At 72.1% G+C, this 16,533-nt stretch carries 18 protein-coding genes; 10 read left to right on the top strand and 8 right to left on the bottom strand.

The window, feature by feature from the left end; genetic code table 11:
• Positions 1-26 precede the first annotated feature (26 nt).
• Positions 27-2,159: an APC family permease gene (locus OC439_RS06620; protein WP_262012663.1), complete on the top strand. Its 2,133-nt coding sequence runs from the start codon at positions 27-29 to the stop codon at positions 2,157-2,159.
• 2 nt (positions 2,160-2,161) lie between these two features.
• On the opposite strand, the gene OC439_RS06615 is transcribed toward OC439_RS06620, so the two are convergent.
• Together OC439_RS06615 and OC439_RS06610 are read right to left on the bottom strand one after the other, a co-directional pair.
• Positions 2,162-2,449 carry a hypothetical protein gene (locus OC439_RS06615; protein ID WP_262012662.1) on the bottom strand — a complete coding sequence of 96 codons (288 nt, stop codon included), beginning with the start codon at positions 2,447-2,449 and terminating at the stop codon, positions 2,162-2,164.
• A 17-nt stretch (positions 2,450-2,466) separates the two neighbouring features.
• Positions 2,467-3,291: an SDR family NAD(P)-dependent oxidoreductase gene (locus tag OC439_RS06610; RefSeq protein ID WP_262012661.1), complete on the bottom strand. Its 825-nt coding sequence runs from the start codon at positions 3,289-3,291 to the stop codon at positions 2,467-2,469.
• A 124-nt stretch (positions 3,292-3,415) separates the two neighbouring features.
• Between OC439_RS06610 and OC439_RS06605 the strand changes: the two genes are divergently transcribed.
• A complete protein-coding gene (locus OC439_RS06605; protein ID WP_135243191.1) occupies positions 3,416-4,372 on the top strand; it encodes an HpcH/HpaI aldolase/citrate lyase family protein in 957 nt (318 codons plus the stop codon).
• 43 nt (positions 4,373-4,415) lie between these two features.
• Here the strand turns inward: OC439_RS06605 and OC439_RS06600 are convergent, their stop codons facing one another.
• Positions 4,416-4,937, bottom strand: coding sequence for a DUF4190 domain-containing protein (locus tag OC439_RS06600; RefSeq protein WP_262012660.1), 522 nt, complete (start codon positions 4,935-4,937; stop codon positions 4,416-4,418).
• A gap of 116 nt (positions 4,938-5,053) precedes the next feature.
• Between OC439_RS06600 and OC439_RS06595 the strand changes: the two genes are divergently transcribed.
• Positions 5,054-5,944 carry an SDR family NAD(P)-dependent oxidoreductase gene (locus OC439_RS06595; RefSeq protein WP_184977396.1) on the top strand — a complete coding sequence of 297 codons (891 nt, stop codon included), beginning with the start codon at positions 5,054-5,056 and terminating at the stop codon, positions 5,942-5,944.
• Positions 5,945-5,948: 4 nt separating this feature from the next.
• Here OC439_RS06595 and OC439_RS06590 read toward each other — a convergent pair whose 3' ends face one another.
• Positions 5,949-6,350 (bottom strand): DUF4190 domain-containing protein, encoded by a 402-nt coding sequence (locus OC439_RS06590; protein WP_262012659.1) that lies wholly within the window; start codon positions 6,348-6,350, stop codon positions 5,949-5,951.
• Between the two features lie 173 nt (positions 6,351-6,523).
• Here OC439_RS06590 and OC439_RS06585 point away from each other — a divergent pair, with 173 nt between their 5' ends.
• Positions 6,524-7,720 (top strand): acyl-CoA dehydrogenase family protein, encoded by a 1,197-nt coding sequence (locus tag OC439_RS06585; RefSeq protein ID WP_030501098.1) that lies wholly within the window; start codon positions 6,524-6,526, stop codon positions 7,718-7,720.
• 3 nt (positions 7,721-7,723) lie between these two features.
• Here the strand turns inward: OC439_RS06585 and OC439_RS06580 are convergent, their stop codons facing one another.
• From OC439_RS06580 to trxA, 4 genes are all read right to left on the bottom strand, one after another.
• The gene (locus tag OC439_RS06580; RefSeq protein WP_262012658.1) at positions 7,724-8,470 is read right to left on the bottom strand and encodes a hypothetical protein; all 747 of its coding nucleotides are present in this window, start codon (positions 8,468-8,470) and stop codon (positions 7,724-7,726) included.
• Positions 8,471-8,501: 31 nt separating this feature from the next.
• Entirely contained in the window at positions 8,502-8,924 is a 423-nt protein-coding gene (locus tag OC439_RS06575; RefSeq protein WP_262012657.1) for a CoA-binding protein, read from the bottom strand.
• Positions 8,925-8,961: 37 nt separating this feature from the next.
• Positions 8,962-11,007: an intein-containing Rv2578c family radical SAM protein gene (locus OC439_RS06570; protein WP_262012656.1), complete on the bottom strand. Its 2,046-nt coding sequence runs from the start codon at positions 11,005-11,007 to the stop codon at positions 8,962-8,964.
• A gap of 107 nt (positions 11,008-11,114) precedes the next feature.
• Positions 11,115-11,477, bottom strand: coding sequence for a thioredoxin (gene trxA / locus OC439_RS06565; protein ID WP_135243197.1), 363 nt, complete (start codon positions 11,475-11,477; stop codon positions 11,115-11,117).
• 547 nt (positions 11,478-12,024) lie between these two features.
• Between trxA and OC439_RS06560 the strand changes: the two genes are divergently transcribed.
• From OC439_RS06560 to OC439_RS06535, 6 genes are all read left to right on the top strand, one after another.
• Positions 12,025-12,540, top strand: a complete 516-nt coding sequence (locus tag OC439_RS06560; RefSeq protein ID WP_013283894.1) for a MaoC family dehydratase — start codon at positions 12,025-12,027, stop codon at positions 12,538-12,540.
• Between the two features lie 95 nt (positions 12,541-12,635).
• Positions 12,636-13,127 carry a hypothetical protein gene (locus OC439_RS06555; RefSeq protein WP_262012655.1) on the top strand — a complete coding sequence of 164 codons (492 nt, stop codon included), beginning with the start codon at positions 12,636-12,638 and terminating at the stop codon, positions 13,125-13,127.
• Between the two features lie 34 nt (positions 13,128-13,161).
• Positions 13,162-13,785 (top strand): TrmH family RNA methyltransferase, encoded by a 624-nt coding sequence (locus OC439_RS06550; RefSeq protein ID WP_194798715.1) that lies wholly within the window; start codon positions 13,162-13,164, stop codon positions 13,783-13,785.
• Positions 13,786-13,876: 91 nt separating this feature from the next.
• Positions 13,877-14,575, top strand: coding sequence for a DUF6758 family protein (locus tag OC439_RS06545; protein WP_315985913.1), 699 nt, complete (start codon positions 13,877-13,879; stop codon positions 14,573-14,575).
• A gap of 283 nt (positions 14,576-14,858) precedes the next feature.
• On the top strand, positions 14,859-15,710 hold the full coding sequence (locus OC439_RS06540; protein ID WP_262012654.1) for a PH domain-containing protein: 852 nt from the start codon (positions 14,859-14,861) through the stop codon (positions 15,708-15,710).
• A 93-nt stretch (positions 15,711-15,803) separates the two neighbouring features.
• On the top strand, positions 15,804-16,517 hold the full coding sequence (locus tag OC439_RS06535; RefSeq protein WP_357207792.1) for a SigE family RNA polymerase sigma factor: 714 nt from the start codon (positions 15,804-15,806) through the stop codon (positions 16,515-16,517).
• The last annotated feature ends 16 nt before the right edge of the window (positions 16,518-16,533 follow it).

Raw genomic sequence — 16,533 nt, 5'->3', positions numbered from 1 at the left:
GTCCGGTTTGCACGAAAGTGCTCAGAGTGGGGGCGGACCGGGACGACGCGGCGGAGACGGGCACCGTCGTCACGCCCTCGGCCGAGTTCCCGCCGCTCGGCGACGAGGAACGCGCGGCGCTCGGCCGGATCGGCGAGCGCTGGCGCGGCCCGCGCCGCGCCGACGACCTGCCGGTCGACCCGACGCTGGGACGGCACGACCACCACCCGGCGCCGACCCGGTTCGGGCGGCTGGCGCCGATCGACATGTTCACCGTGGCGCAGCCGGACGAGCTGGTCGCCACCGGTGCGGCCGACCTGCCCGGCGACCGGACCGGCCGGGCCGCCGCCCGGGCCCGCCGGGCGCTGCTCGGGCCGCCGCTGTCCAGCGCGTCGGTGCTGTACGAGCGGATGCGCAAACTCGTAGCGCTGCCGGTGCTCTCGTCGGACCTGCTCAGTTCCGTGGCGTACGGGCCGGAGGCGATGCTCGCGGTGCTGGTGCTGGCCGGGAGCGCCGCGCTCGGATTGGCCCTGCCGCTCGCCGCCGTACTGGTGCTGCTGATGATCGCCGTCGGCCTCTCCTACCGGCAGACCATCCCGGCCTACCCGCACGGTGCCGGCTCGTACATCGTCGCGGGGGACAACCTCGGGCGTACGCCGGGCCTCGCCGCCGCGGCCGGGCTGATGCTCGACTACGTGCTGACCGTGTCCGTGTCGGTGGCGGCCGGGGTGCACGCGGTCACCTCGGCGCTACCAGGGCTCGATCCGTGGGCGGTGCCGCTCGGGGTGCTGGTGATCGTCGTGCTGCTCGCCGGGAACCTGCGCGGCGTCCGCACCGCGGGGAACATCTTCGTGCTGCCCACGTACGCGTTCGTGGTGGTGCTTGTCGCGGTGCTGGCGATCGGGTACGCGAAGGCCGCCTCGCGGGGTTTCGCGCCGCTGCCGCCGCCCTCGGTGCCCGCCGCCGAGGGCCTGGGCCTGCTGCTGGTGCTGCGGGCCTTCTCCTCCGGCGCGGTGTCGATGACCGGCATCGAGGCGGTCTCCAACGCGGTGCCCGCGTTCCGCCCGACCGAGTGGCGCAACGCCCGCACCACGCTCGGCTGGATGGTCGCCATGCTGGTGACGCTGTTCGCGGGCCTGATCGGGCTGATCCACCTCGACGGACTGGTGCCCCGGGCGGACGAGACGCTGCTGTCCCAGCTCGGCCGGGTCACGTTCCCGAGCGGACCCGGGTACGCGATCCTCCAGGCCACCACCGCGCTGATCCTGCTGCTCGCCGCGAACACGGCGTTCAACGACTTCCCCCGGCTGCTGTTCTTCATGGCCCGGGACGGGCACGCGCCGCGCCGTTTCCTGCACATGGGCGACCGGCTGGCGTTCAGCAACGGGCTGGTGGCGCTGGCGCTGACCGCAGCGGTCGTGTTCGTCGCGTTCGGCGGGCACACCGAGCGGCTGATCCCGCTCTACGCGGTGGGCGTCTTCCTCGCCTTCACGCTGTCCCAGACCGGGATGGTGGTGCACTGGCGCCGCCGCCGGGGAGCGGGGTGGCGGCGCCGCCTCGCGCTCAACGCGGTCGGCGCGGCGCTGTCCGGGCTTGTGCTGCTGACCGCGGCGGTCGCCAAGTTCACCGAGGGCGCCTGGGTGGTGGTGCTCGCCGTGCCGCTGCTGGTGCTGCTGTTCCGCCGGATCCACAGGCACTACGACCGGCTGCACCGCGCGCTGGCGCTGCATCCGCCGCCGTCCGCGCCACCCGCCGAGTGCGACGAACTGCCCCAGCAGGTACGCCACCTGGTGATCGTGCCGGTGGCCCGGCTGAACCGGGCGTCGCTGCGCGCGCTGGCGTACGCGACGTCACTCGGGCGGCCGACGCTCGCCGTGCACCTCGCTCCCGAGGAGGCCGAGGCGGACCGGTTCCGGGAACAGTGGCGGGCCTGGGGAGACCACCTGCGGCTGGAGACGATCGTGTCGCCGTACCGGTCGGTGATCGGGCCGCTGGCGCACTACCTGGAGGCGCTGCACGCCGCGAACCCGGACCTGACGCTCACCGTGATCGTGCCGGAGGTGGTGCTGCGCCGGCGGCGGTACCGGCTGCTGCACAGCCGCGCCGAGCAGCGGCTACGGGCGGCGTTGCGCGCGCTGCCCGGCGTGGTGGTCACGAGCGTCCCGGTGCACGTGTCGTGACCTCAGACGTCGCGTACCTCAAGCACCCGGGTGGCGGGCGCGGCGTCGCCCAGCTCGGTGCGCAACGCGACGCGCTCCGGGTCGACAAGGAACGCGTCCAGCCCGGCGCGGGCGGCGAACCGGATGACGTGCACCTCGGTCTCCCCGTCGCCGGTACGCAGCCGCCGTTCCAACTCGCCGCCGTGCCGGCCGAGCAGCGCCAGCACCGCGTCCTCGTAGCGCCGCCCGGCGTCCACGTCGGCGCTCAGGTCGACGAGCGCGACCAGCAGGACCTCTTGCTCCGTGGTCATGTGTCCCCTCGGTGTCGTCAGGCGTCGAGCCCGACCGCCTTCGCGCTGGCCGTCCAGAGCCGGGCGGCCAGCGCCGGATCGGCCGCCTTGGGTCGGGGCCGGTGCGGCTTGCGGTCGGCGTAGTAGCCGCCGTCGGTCAGCCGGGACGGATCCTGGCAGGCCAGCCACACCAGCGTCTCCGCACCCTTCTCCGGGCTGCGGAACGGCAGCAGCCGCATGCCGAGCGCCACGATCCGGCTCTCGTTGCCGAAGCGGGTCCGCACCACGCCGGGGTGGAACGCGTGCGCCGGCACCTCCGGCCAGCGCCGCGCGGCCTCGGCGGTGAACAGGATGTTCGCCTGCTTGCTGGTGCCGTACGCGCGGAACGGCCGGTACGAGCGCAGCGCGGAATTGAGGTCGTCCGGGTCCAGCACGCCGCTGCGGTGCGCGTCCGAGGCGGTGACCACCATCCGCCCGATCCGGTCGGCCAGCAGATTGCTGAGCAGGAACGGAGCGAGGTGGTTGGCCTGCATGCTCAGCTCGAACCCGTCGACCGTGGTGATCGGCTCCAGCACGATCGCGCCCGCGTTGTTCGCGAGCACGTCGATCCGGTCGTACCGCTCGCGCAGCCGTTCGGCGAGACCGCGTACGTCGTCGAGCACCGCGAAGTCGGCGCGGAACAGCTCCGGCTGCTCGCCGCAGCACTCGCGGACCCGCTCGCCCGCGGCGCGCAGCCGGGCCGGGTCGCGGCCGACCAGCACCACCTGGTCACCGCGGCGCGCCAGCTCCTCGGCGGCGGCCAGGCCGATGCCGGAGCTGGCCCCGGTCAGCACCACGATCCGACGCTCAGTGAGATCTTCCACAGGTCCATTCACCCCGGTCACGGCACGAGGTTACCGTGGCGTCACCACGCCCTTTGGGATCGTTAAGTTCTCGAAATCCACCGCTGCGCCGGCACCCGCGCCGGACGCTGGAAGGAGCGCATCCATGACCGCTGTCGGTCGTCCCCGCCGATCCTGCCTGGCGGTGCCCGGCTCCAGCGTCAAAATGCTCGGCAAGGCCCAGGGCCTTCCCGCCGACCAGGTCTTCCTGGACCTGGAGGACGCGGTCGCCCCGCTCGCCAAGCCGGACGCGCGCAAGAACATCGTGGCCGCGCTGAACGAGGGCGACTGGACGGGCAAGACCCGCGTGGTCCGGGTGAACGACCTGACCACGCCGTGGACCTACCGGGACGTCATCGAGGTGGTCGAGGGCGCCGGGGCGAACCTGGACTGCATCATGCTGCCGAAGGTGCAGAACGCCGAGCAGGTGCACTGGCTGGACCTGCTGCTCACCCAGATCGAGAAGACGCTCGGCCTGGAGGTGGGCCGGATCGGCATCGAGGCGCAGATCGAGAACGCGGCCGGGCTGGTGAACGTGGACGCCATCGCCGGCGCCTCGCCCCGGGTCGAGACGATCATCTTCGGCCCGGCCGACTTCATGGCCTCGATCAACATGAAGTCGCTCGTGGTCGGCGCGCTGATCCCGGACTACCCGGGCGACCCGTACCACTACATCCTGATGCGCATCCTGATGGCCGCGCGGATGCACGACAAGCAGGCCATCGACGGCCCGTTCCTGCAGATCCGGGACGTGGACGCGTTCCGCGAGGTGGCGAAGCGCTCGGCGGCGCTGGGCTTCGACGGCAAGTGGGTGCTGCACCCCGGCCAGATCGACGCCGCGAACGAGGTCTACTCCCCGGCGCAGGCCGACTACGACCACGCCGAGCTGATCCTCGACGCGTACGACTACTACACCTCGGAGGCCGGCGGGAAGCTCGGCGCGGTGATGCTCGGCGACGAGATGATCGACGAGGCGTCCCGCAAGATGGCGCTGGTGATCGCCGCGAAGGGCCGCGCCGCCGGCATGTCCCGCACGTCCACGTTCACGCCGCCCGCGTCCTGACCGCGCGCCGGGCCGCCTCCCTGCCGGGGGCGGCCCGATCGCGTCAGTAGCTGCTGGTGCTGCTGGCGCCGACCGCGATCACGATCATCACGATGTAGAAGATGATGAAGGCGATCAGCAGGGCGGTCAGGATCCAGCCGACGATGATTGCGGCCTTCGCCATGCCCTCGCCCTGCTCACCGGTCTCCCGGATCTGCTTGCGGGCGACGTGGCCCATGATCGCGCCGATCGGCGCGGTGATGCACGAGGTGAAGCCGACGAGCGACAGCACCAGCGCCACGATGGCGAGCGTGTTCGTGCGGGACGCCGGCATCGCATAACCGGGATAGGCGCCGGGCGGGGGATAGGCACCCGGATAGCCGGGCATCGGCGCCGCGTACTGCTCGCCGCCGGGCGGGGCGTAGGGCGACTTCGCGCCCGCGTACGGGTCCGCGACCGGCGCGTACGGGTCGGCCTGCGCGTACGGGTCGGCCGGGCCCGGCTGACTCGGCACGCCCGGCGGGCTCGACTGCTGCCCGGCCGCCAAGGGATCCTGCCAGCCACCGGACGGTGGGGGATAGGTCATCTGATCATCTCCAGGTACGTGGTCGCGCTCAGGGTAGCCATCCCATGCGCGACACGGACGCCCCCTTTCCGGCCACCGCGTTGCCCGTGGGGTCGGCACCGGGCAGGATCCTCGGCATGGCACTTGACGCGCGTGGGGGTCGGTCGCGACGGGACATGAGCCGGCCGGGGTCGGTGCGGCGCCCGCGCGCCGGCGAGCCGGTCGGCGCCGCCGACTCCGAACGGCCGGCGCCGCTGCCGGAACCGGCCACCATGCGCCTGGACGGCCGGGTCGCGCTGGTGACCGGCGCGGGCAGCCCGGACGGCATCGGGTACGCGACCGCGCGCCGGCTGTCCGACCTGGGCGCCCGGGTGGCGATCGTGTCCACCACGAGGCGCATCCACGAACGCGCGGGCGAGCTGGGCGTCACCGGTTTCGTCGCGGACCTCACCGACGAGTCGGAGGTGGGCGCGCTCGCCGACGCGGTGGCCGAGCAGCTCGGCGACGTCGAGGTGCTGGTGAACAACGCGGGCCTGGCGAGCCGGGCCAGCCCGGAGGTGCTGCGGCCGGTGGCGCAGCTGACGTACGACGAGTGGCGCGGCGAGATCGACCGCAACCTGACCACCGCGTTCCTGTGCAGCCGCGCGTTCATCGGCGGCATGGCCGAGCGGGGCTGGGGCCGGATCGTCAACCTGGCCGCCACCGCCGGGCCGGTGAACGCGCTGCCCACCGAGGCGGCCTACGCGGCGGCCAAGGCCGGCGTGGTCGGGCTGACCCGGGCGCTGGCGATGGAGATGATCGCCGACGGGGTGACTGTGAACGCGGTCGCGCCGGGCATCATCCACACCGCGGCGTCCACCATGGCCGAGATCAAGCAGGGCCTCGGTACGCCGGTCGGTCGTCCCGGCACGCCGGACGAGGTGGCCGCGGCGATCGCGTTCCTCTGCTCGCCGGCCGCGTCGTACATCACCGGGCAGATGCTTGTGGTCGACGGTGGCAACAGCGTCCGGGAGGCGCAGTTCCGCTGAGGCGTCAGTAGGTGCTGTTGTCGGAGTTGGCCCAGATCGCCAGCCCGATCCAGCCGCAGCAGACCAGCAGGCCGATCGCGGTGAAGATGTAGCTGAGAACCAGGCCCCAGGTGGCGAGCTGGTCGCCGTCCTCGCCGGTCTGCCGGATCTGCCGCTTGGCCAGGTGGCCGCAGACGATGCCGGCGGGCGCGAAGACGAACGCGAAGACGAGCGACAGGATGGCGAGCACGTTCGTGCCACGGGGTCCCGGCCCCTGGCCGGGTGGCCCGTACTGGCCGTAGGGCGGCTGCGGGGCGTACGGGGGCTGGTGGCCGTACTGCGGGTGCTGCTGGCCGTACTGCGGCTGCCCGTACGGCTGGCCGTGCGACGGCGGCTCGTACGGCGACGGTGGCTGCTCGTCTGTCACAAGCGCCCCTTCCCCCCAGGTCAACGGCCCTCTTACTTGCGGACGCTACCCGTAGCGGTGAACCTTTTCACAGCGGTTGTGTGGACTGGTCACCTTGGCGCGGCCGGTCCCGGGGCCGATACTGACCGAGCGTTCAGTTACCCATGAGTAAGGCGCCGACCCCGGAGGCTGAGATGGCCCGACTCGCCCAGACACCCGGACTGACCGACGTGCAGCGGTCGATCCTGGAAACCGTCCGGGAGTTCGCCGACAAGGAGATCATCCCGCACGCGCAGCGGCTGGAGCACGCCGACGAGTACCCGAGCGACATCCTCGACGGCATGCGCGAGATGGGGCTGTTCGGCCTCACCATCGACGAGGAGTACGGCGGCCTGGGCGAGTCCCTGCTGACCTACGCGCTGGTGGTCGAGGAGCTGTCCCGGGGCTGGATGTCGATCTCCGGCATCGTCAACACCCACTTCATCGTGGCGTACCTGATCTCGCAGCACGGCTCCGCCGAGCAGAAGGCCCGGCTGCTGCCCCGCATGGCCACCGGCGAGGTGCGCGGCGCGTTCTCGATGTCGGAGCCCGAGTGCGGCTCCGACGTCTCGGCGATCAAGTCGAAGGCCGTGCGCGACGGCGACAACTACGTCCTCAACGGCCAGAAGATGTGGCTCACCAACGGGGCGTACTCCTCGGTGGTCGCCACCCTGGTCAAGACCGACACCGGAGCCGACTCGGTCTACGGCAACATGAGCACCTTCCTGCTGGAGAAGGAGCCCGGCTTCGGCGAGACCGCGCCCGGCCTCACCATCCCCGGCAAGATCGACAAAATGGGCTACAAGGGCGTCGAGACCACCGAGATGGTGCTCGACGGCGTCACGGTGCCCGCCTCCGCCGTCCTCGGCGGCGAGGAGAAGGTCGGCCGCGGCTTCTACCAGATGATGGACGGCATCGAGGTCGGCCGGGTCAACGTCGCCGCCCGCGCCTGCGGCATCTCGATCCGGGCGTTCGAACTGGCCGTCGCGTACGCCCAGCAGCGCCACACCTTCGGCCAGCCGCTCGCCAAGCACCAGGCCGTCGCGTTCAAGCTCGCCGAGATGGGTACGAAGATCGAGGCCGCGCACGCGCTCATGGTCAACGCGGCCCGGCTCAAGGACGCCGGCCAGCGCAACGACGTCGAGGCGGGCATGGCGAAGCTGCTCGCGTCCGAGTACTGCGCCGAGGTGGTCCAGGAGGCGTTCCGGATCCACGGCGGCTACGGCTACTCCAAGGAGTACGAGATCGAGCGCCTGATGCGCGAGGCGCCGTTCCTGCTGATCGGCGAGGGCACCTCGGAGATCCAGAAGACGATCATCTCGCGCGGCCTGCTCAAGCAGTACAAGCAGTAAGGATCACCGTTCCGCCACGCCGGAGGCCGGTTCCGGGGGAGCCACCGGCAACCCCACCGCCAGCGTCTCCGGCGTGGTCCGGAACCGCTCGATCGCGGCGATCAGCCGCTCGTCCGGCACGGCCAGGTCGCGCCCGCCGATCAGCGGCCGGGGCAGCCGTTCCGGTTCCAGGCGGAGGTGCACACCGCCGCCACGCTCGCCGGACCGCTGCGCGCCACGGATCCCGGACCACGGATACCAGTCCCCGTCGTACCGGAGTCCGCCGCCGGTCAACGCCAGCCGGCCGGTGAACCGCACCTCGCTGTGGACGACCCAGCCCAGGCCGAGGGCCACGGCGCCCAGCACCAGCGGTCGCCACGGCTCGACCTGCGGCCAGCGCTCGGTCAGGAACGAGAACCCGCCGAGCACCACCACGAGGCCGAGCGCCACGTCCGCGGTCAGCCCCAGCCATCCCGCCGCCGACCGCCGGGCCATCAGCCCCGGTTCGGCGCCGTGCGGCCCGGCTACCCGGGGTCGCCAGACCAGCCGGCCGGTCCGCCGTGGCCGCCAGTACCGCTGCGCCAGGTGCACCAGGCCCACCAGCCACACCGTGCCACGAATCGCGCTGAGGTCCGACGGGTCCAGCGCGAGGAGAACCCGGCCGCTCACCGCGGCCGCCGCCGCACCGGCCAGGAGCGCGAGCAGCCTGCGGGACCAGAGCCCGTCGCGGCCGGGCACCGCCGCAGCCGCCATCGGGCCGGGACCGGACATGCCCGAAGGGTACGCGCCGCGTGCCGCGTCGTCAGGCTGACGTGCCGCCGGATGTACGGGTCAGGCCGGCGGCGGCCCGCTCGACGATGAGGCACTTGTCCTCGACGTAGTCGAGGCCGGCCTCCTCGGCGATCCAGCGCGCCTCGTCCGAGTAGATCCCGAGCTGCAACCACACCGCCGGGGCACCGATCGCCACCGCCTGCCGGACCACGTCGACCGCGTCGCGGGCCGGGCGGAACACGTCGACCAGGTCGACCGGGTGCGGGATGTCGGCGAGCGTCGGGTACGCCTTCTCGCCGAACAACTCGTCCACTGTCGGGTTGACCGGGATGATCCGCCAGCCGTGCCGTTGCATCTCCAGCGGTACGCGGTGCGCGGCCTTGCCCGGGTCACGGGAGGCGCCCACGACGGCGATCACGGCGGAGTCGGCGAGGATCTGCTGAGCGGAACGCATCCCCCGAGACTAGCCCCGCCGGTGCGGGTTCTCCCCGCTAGAGCAGGGAGAGCTGTTCGGCGGCCGGTGCGGGCGGCGGGGTCTCGGGCAGCCGCCTGTTGTCACCGGTCTCGCCGCGATGCAGCCCGTGCCGGCGTGCCGCCATCCGCACCCGCGCTGTCACCTCCCGCTGGTACGCCTGCGGCGCGTACGAGCCGGCCTGGTAGAGCTGCCGGTAGCGGGGCACCAGGTGGGGGAACTCCCGGGCCAGCCAGCGGGCGTACCACTCCCGGGCGCCGGGCCGCAGGTGCAGCGGCAGCGGCGTCACGCCTGCCGCGCCGGAGGCGGCGATTGCCGCGACCGTGGCGTCGATGGACTCCTCGTCGTCGCTGAGGCCGGGCAGGATCGGCGCCATCAGTACGCCGACGGAGAAGCCGGCGTCGGTGAGGGTGCGGACCGCGTCGAGGCGGCGGCGCGGGCTCGGCGTACCGGGCTCGGCCGCCCGCCAGAGCGCCTCGTCGACGAACCCCACCGAGTACGACACCCCCACCCGGGTCACCTCGGCGGCCTGGCGCAGCAGCGGCAGGTCGCGCAGCAGCAGCGTGCCCTTGGTCAGGATGGAGAACGGGTTCGCGAAGTCCCGCAGCGCCTCGATGATCGGCGGCATCAGGCGGTAGCGGCCCTCGGCCCGCTGGTAACAGTCCACGTTGGTGCCCATGGCGACGTGCGCGCCGCGCCAGCGTGGGGCGGCCAGCTCGCGGCGGACCAGCTCGCCCGCGTTGACCTTGACGATCACCTTGCGGTCGAAGTCGGCGCCCGGGTCCAGGTCGAGGTAGGTGTGGGTGTTGCGGGCGAAGCAGTTGTGGCTGACCACGCCGTTGGCGATGAAGTCGCCGGTGCCGGTGGTGATGTCCCACAGCGGAAGCTCCAGGCCGAGGTCTTCGACGGCGGTCACCTGGAGTCGCGCCGCGCACTTGAGCGCCATGCCCTCGATCGAGCGCCGGGCGGTGACGGCCGGGTCGGTGAGGTGGAAGAAGCGCAGCCGCTCCGGCAGCCCGCCGGTCAGCCGGAGCTGACGCGCCGCACCCGGTGCACCCGGCACGTCGAGCGCCCACCGGAAGCCGAACCGGTCCAGCGCGCCGGCCGCGCGGGCCCGGCTCTCGTCGTCGGCGACGCTGATCCGGAACACGCCCCGATGGCAGGTGCCGACGGCGTCGAACATGCCGGCCAGGTAGCCCAGTGCCCAGTCGTCCGTCGCTTCGTCGGGTGGCGTGAACAGCCCGGTGACGACGTCGGCCGGGCCGGCTGTGCGTACCACTGTGGTCGTCGCCCGGCGGCCCACCCGGGCGACGGTGGCCCGCTCGACGGTGACGCCCGCGTCGGTCAGGTAGTGCTCGGCCCGGTCCAGCGCCTCCGCCTCGGCGGTGGCCAGCCGGAACCGGGTGTCGCGCCGGTGACCGGCGGGGTCGTCGTCGCGGACCAGGGCGTGCAGGTAGCCCCGGCGGTAGTCGGCCGAGCGCTTCGGCGCCACCACGAACCCGCCGGTGCCGAGCAGACGGTTGCGGGTGGTCAGGTGCGGACGGCGTCCGCCGCCGCGCATGGTCCCGGTGACGTGCTTCCAGCCGCGTTCGGTGAGGAACCGGTGGTCGCCGCTGGCGACGAGCGTGGTGCCGTCGGCCAGGGTGATCCGGTAGGCCCGCTTCACCGTCGACCACTTGTCGAGCACCGTGGTGACGACGTAGTGGCGGTAGGCGCCGCTGCGCCGGGTGCCGTAGATCCGGTCGCCGGGCTCCAGCTCGCTGATCGCCCTGGTGCGGCCGTCGGCCATCAGGATCGGTGTGTCGCCGCCCAGGCAGTAGACGCAGGCGTGCGAGCAGCCCCGGTAGGGGTTGATCGTCCACTCGAACGGCACGCGTGACTGGCCGGGCACCCGGTTGATGATCGACTTGGCGTGGACCTCGTAGAAGGTCATGCCGGCGAAGTCGGGGGTGTCGAACGTGCGGGTTACGGCGCCGGGCAGCGCCAGCGGCAGGGGTGGAGCCGCCGGCGCCGCCCGATCGGGAGTCCCCTCGTCCGGGGGAGCGGAGAGGTTGTCCCAGCGCATGGAGTCATTCGAACACGTGTTCGAACATTGCGCAAGCGAGCCGTGCCGGCACGGGGCACGCCGCCGGCCGGCACCCTGTAGGGCGCCGGCCGGCGGCGTGCGGAACGTCAGTGGTTGTGCTCGGCCAGCTTCTTGCGGACGTCGTCCATGTCCAGCGCCTGGACCTGCTCGATGAGGTTCTCCAGCGCCGACTCCGGCAGCGCGCCCGGCTGGGCGAAGACGATCACACCGTCACGGATCGCCATGATCGTCGGGATGGAGCTGATGTTGAACTTGGCCGCCAGCTCCTGCTGCGCCTCGGTGTCGACCTTGCCGAAGGCGATCTCCGGGTGCTTCTCCGAGGAGCGCTCGTAGACCGGGGCGAAGCGCTTGCACGGGCCGCACCAGTCCGCCCAGAAGTCGAGCAGGACGATCCCGTCGCGCCCGGTCACCTCGTCAAAGTTGGCCGTGGTCAGCTCAACCGTTGCCATTTGCTCTCTCCGATCACCGCGGATTGTCGTACGTCCGGTGGAACCAGGGTCAGTCCGTCCGAATTCCCGTCGCGCGGGTGACGAAACGCTGAGCGCCCGGACGGTGACCCTGGGCACATCGAACACCATCTGTTCGCTCCGTTCGTGCGGAACGCAAATGCACGCCGCACTTGCGTGACGGGACGTGATGGGAGCGTTTCCAAGGAGATCACGCTCAGTTGCGGCTACGTATCAGTAACTTTGGGCTTGACGAGCATCTATCCGGCCTGCGGAGATCGCTTACCGACCTCGTGTCGGTTACTTTGAGTAGTGTTACGAAAAGATAAATGTGACCTCCGTCTCTGTCGGCGACGGGTGGTCGTACGCCAGAATTCTTCGCATCAGAGCGTGGGCGGCGGGTGCCGGGGAGGGCCCCGCCGCTCATTGCGTCCGGACCTCGGTGGCCCCCGGTGTGACATTTCCGCCGGGCGAGCGCCCCGCCCCTCGCCTTAACAAGCGATAAGGCATGCTGTGCCGAACTCCATCGCCGCCCGTGAAGGGGACAAGGATGCAGTTCGGCCGCTACTACGAGGAGTTCGAGGTCGGCGCGGTCTACCGGCACTGGCCGGGCAAGACGGTCACCGAGTACGACGACCACCTCTTCTGCCTGCTCACCATGAACCACCATCCGCTGCACATGGACGCGCACTACGCCGAGTCCGCCTCGCAGTTCAAGCGCAACGTGGTGGTCGGCAACTACATCTACTCGCTGCTGCTGGGCATGTCCGTACCGGACGTCAGCGGCAAGGCGATCGCCAACCTGGAGATCGAGTCGCTGCGGCACGTCGCGCCGACGTTCCACGGCGACACCATCTACGGCGAGACGACGGTGCTGGACAAGCGGGAGTCGGCCTCGAAGCCCGACCGCGGCGTGGTCGCGGTCGAGACCCGCGGCTACAACCAGGACGGCACGCTCGTCTGCGTGTTCCGCCGCAAGGTCATGGTCCCCAAGAAGGAGTACGCGGCAGCCGCCGTCCCGGACGGCGTCGACCCGGAGCGTCCCAGCTTCCCCGAGCCGCGCTGACCTCGCGTTCCGTCCGGCACCGGGCCTCGTTCTCCGTTCGGCGGGGACGGGGCCCGGACCTCGTCCGGGGGCTTATGCTCGGGCTGGAGGTGCCCATGAGCCACTCCGTAGCCGGAGAGCCGCCTTCCGCCGGTCGCCGCGCCGCACCGCTCACCACCGCCGCCTACTCCGCGGCGGAGTGGGACCTGCTGACCGACCTGCCGGGCCGCGTCCTCGTCGCCGCCGCCGCACCCGGCCCCGGCTGGCCGCCGCGCGGCGTCGCCGCCGGCCTGGCCGGCCTGGACGCGGTGGCCGCCGGCCGGGCCTTCGACAGCGATCTCGTCCGCGCCGTGGTGGCCGCCATCTACGCCCGCCACGACGGCGTCACCGAGCGGGACGAGCGCCTGACCGACATGGTCGACCTGCTGGCCGCCGCCCGGGCGACGGTACGGGTGCTGCGCCGCCGGGCGGATCCGGCCGACTCGGCGGCGTACCGGCAGTGGGTGGAGTCGGTCGCCGCCCGGGTGTGCCGGGCCGGGCAGACCACGCCGAGCCCCGCCGACACGCGCTTCCTCGACCGGCTGGGCGGCGCGCTCGACCTGCGCTGACCGGGGACGCCGCCGGGCCGTACCCTCGGCAACCGTGACCGACGACCAGCTCGACGTGGGTGTGGGGCCGTGGCCCGGTGACCCGCCGGACGACCCGCGCTACGACCCGGAGCTGCTCACCGCCGGGGACCGGCGCAACGTGGTGGACCGCTACCGCTACTGGCGGCGCGAGGCCGTGGTGGCCGACCTGGACCGGCGCCGGCACGACTTCCACGTGGCGATCGAGAACTGGCAGCACGACTTCAACATCGGCACCGTGGTCCGCAACGCCAACGCCTTCCTCGCCGCCGAGGTGCACATCGTCGGGCGGCGGCGGTGGAACCGGCGGGGCGCCATGGTGACCGACCGCTACCAGCACGTCCGGCACCACGCGACGATCGAGGAGTTCGTCGCGTGGGCGCGCGACGAGCGGTTGCCGGTGGTCGGGATCGACAACCTGCCCGGCTCCCGGCCGATGGAGACCGCGGTGCTGCCGCGTCGCTGCGTGCTCCTGTTCGGCCAGGAGGGGCCGGGACTGTCGGCGGTGGCCCGATCGGCCTGCGACGCGCTGTTCTCCATCGCCCAGTACGGCTCGACCCGGTCCATCAACGCGGGGGTGGCCAGCGGCATCGCCATGCACGCCTGGATCCGGTCGTACGCCGGGCCGCCGCCGGACTGAACCCGCGCGTGGGTCCACCGCCGGACGGAAATCCCACGCTCGTCGGCCCGCCCCGCTTGACGCCCCGCGGGTCCGGGGTGACGGTGAGGGTGTGACTGTCGTGGTGAGTTGTCCGAAGTGCGCGGGCCCGGTGCGCGAGCCGGATCTGATGCACGCCGAGCACCGGTGCGTGCGCTGCGGCCCGGTCGCGCCGCTGCACGTACCGGAGCACATCAGCGCCGAGATCATGGCCAGCGTGGTGGAGCGGATGGCCGCCGACCCCGACCCGACGGGCCGGCTGCGGATGCCGCTGTGGTGCCCGTGGCCGCTCCCGCCGGGCTGGACGCTCACCGGCGTGGCCTGGGCGGGCGACGACCGGGCGGGCGTACGGGCCACGCTCGTCGCCTGCGCCGGACCGGCCCCCCTGGACGGTGGACCGGCCGACCTGATCTTCGTCGCCGAGGAACCCGGCGTAGGTCTCGGATCCCGCTTCGCGGGACTGCCCGGACCCGACCCCGGTCCACAGGTGGAGGAGGCGCTCACCGATCCCGGCCCTGGTCATCCCGAGCGGCTGCCGCACGCGAAGATCCGGGTGGGCGGCCATCCGACTCCACTGTGGCTCGTCCGCTCCGAAACGGATCGAAGCGCGTACGCCGGCGAGGCTCGGGGAATGTGGCTCCATGCGATAGCCTGGCCGGCGAGTGCGGGTCACCTCCTCGCGGAAGAAGTCGTGCTGCACGACCTCACCGAGTGGACACCGCCCGAACTCGTGTACGGCGCACCGTCTCCGTACCTGCACGGGCGGGCCTGACCGGCTCGCCACGGCGAGTCGGAGAGCGGACGCAGATATTCACGGTAAGACACCATGCTGATACTCTGGGTGCCGCTGCGGTAAACGGACCCGGCTCCGCGCGAGAGGATGGCCCGCTATGGTCAAGAAGGTCCTCACCTGGGCCGGAATCGCATTCTTGATCTTCTTTGTTGCGTACCGGCCCAACTCCGCCGCCGACGTCTTCAAGTCCCTCGGCGGCGGCATCATGGACATCGCGCAGGGCTTCGGCGACTTCTTCACCAACCTCGTCGCCTAGCCGCCCATGGGAAGCCCCTCCGGTCCACCCTTCGACCCGGACGACCCCGACCGGGCACGCCGGGAACGCGACACCGAGCCGATCCCCCGGATCGACCCGGACGACCCGGCCGGTTACGGCCCCGGCCCGTACGCGGACCCGGACGACGCCGGCTACGGCAGCGCGTACACCGGCGAGGGGCGGTCCGGCCGGGCCTGGGCACGTGACCCGGACGGCTTCCCGGACCAGCCGATCTCCGAGGACGAGCTGGCCGGGCTGCGGTCCGATGCCACCGGCATGGCACCCCGCCGGGTGCTGCCGCTGGAGGACGAGCCCAGCTCGCTCGTGGCCCGTTACCTCTTCCCCACCGAGCGCTACCGGGGCGAGTGGAAGCGGCACTGGATCCACCTCACCACCCCGATCATCGTCGGCGTGGCGGCCACGTTCGTGCTCGGCTACCTCTCCGGCTTCCTCGCCGGGCGGGACGTCGGCGCGTTGACCACAGTCGCCGTGCTGCTCTGGTTCGCCGTGATGGGCTGGGTCGCGTGGAAGGTCGCCGACTGGTGGTACGACCGGTTCATCCTGACCAACAAGCGGGTGATGGTCGTCAACGGCATCATCACCCGGCAGGTCGCGATGATGCCGCTCACCCGGGTCACCGACATGAAGTACGAGCAGAGCCCGACCGGCCGTGCCCTCAACTACGGCACGTTCGTGCTGGAGTCCGCCGGTCAGGAACAGGCACTCCGGGTGATCAAGAACCTGCCCAACCCGAACGAGCTCTACCTGCGTGTGGTCGAGGAGATGTACGAGCCGCAGGCGGTCGAGGCGCGGCTGGGCAAGGAGGCCGACGAGGCCAAGGCCGACGACGGAGCCTGAAACTTTTCGTCCGAACATCGGATGAACTGCACACCTTCCGCCATCGACCCGGGCGACCCGGCCGTGGCATCCTGCCAGGCAGGGCGGGGGGAGATGAGTGTGGTGGTGAGCAGAGATCCGCTGGAGGAGGAGTTCCGCGAATTCGTCGCGGCCCGGTCCGGCGCACTGCTGCGCACCGCCTACCTGCTCGCCGGTGACTGGGCCACCGCCGAGGATCTGCTCCAGACCGCGCTGACGAAGACCTACCTGGCCTGGAAGCGGCTCGGCGGGATCGAGGCCATCGAGCCGTACGCCCGCCGGGTCATGGTCAACACGTCCACCAGCTGGTGGCGGCGCCGCTGGCACGGCGAGCGCCCCACCGAGGTGCTGCCGGAGCGCGCCGGTGTCGACGAGATCGAGCAGCAACTCGACCGGGACGCGCTCTGGCGGCACCTCCAGGCGCTGCCGGCCCGGCAGCGGGCGGTGCTGGTGCTGCGCTTCTACGAGGACATGTCCGAGGCGCAGACCGCCGCGCTGCTGGAGATCTCCCCGGGCACCGTCAAGAGCCAGACCTCCCGGGCGCTCAACACGCTGCGCCGCCGGCTCGGCTCCCAGGCGGCCCTGGGCCTGCCCGCGCCCGCCGACGTGCCCGCGGCGAAACCGTCGGCCCCGGCCGCGCCCGCCGCGGGCGGCCGGTCCGTTCCGCCGGCCCAGGGCACCGAGCCGGCCCGTACCCCGGCGCGGCAGCCCGCCGCCCGGGTGCCGCGACCGGCCCCACCCGCGGCTCCGGTCCGCCCCGCCGTCCCGATCCCGGCGAAGAGCCGATGAGCGGCACCCGGCAGCA

It is taken from the genome of Micromonospora sp. Mcm103 (genome assembly GCF_024519755.1).
GTDB lineage: Bacteria > Actinomycetota > Actinomycetes > Mycobacteriales > Micromonosporaceae > Micromonospora > Micromonospora aurantiaca.
Note: the sequence above shows the minus strand (reverse complement) of the source record. Positions and strands in the feature narration are given on the sequence as shown.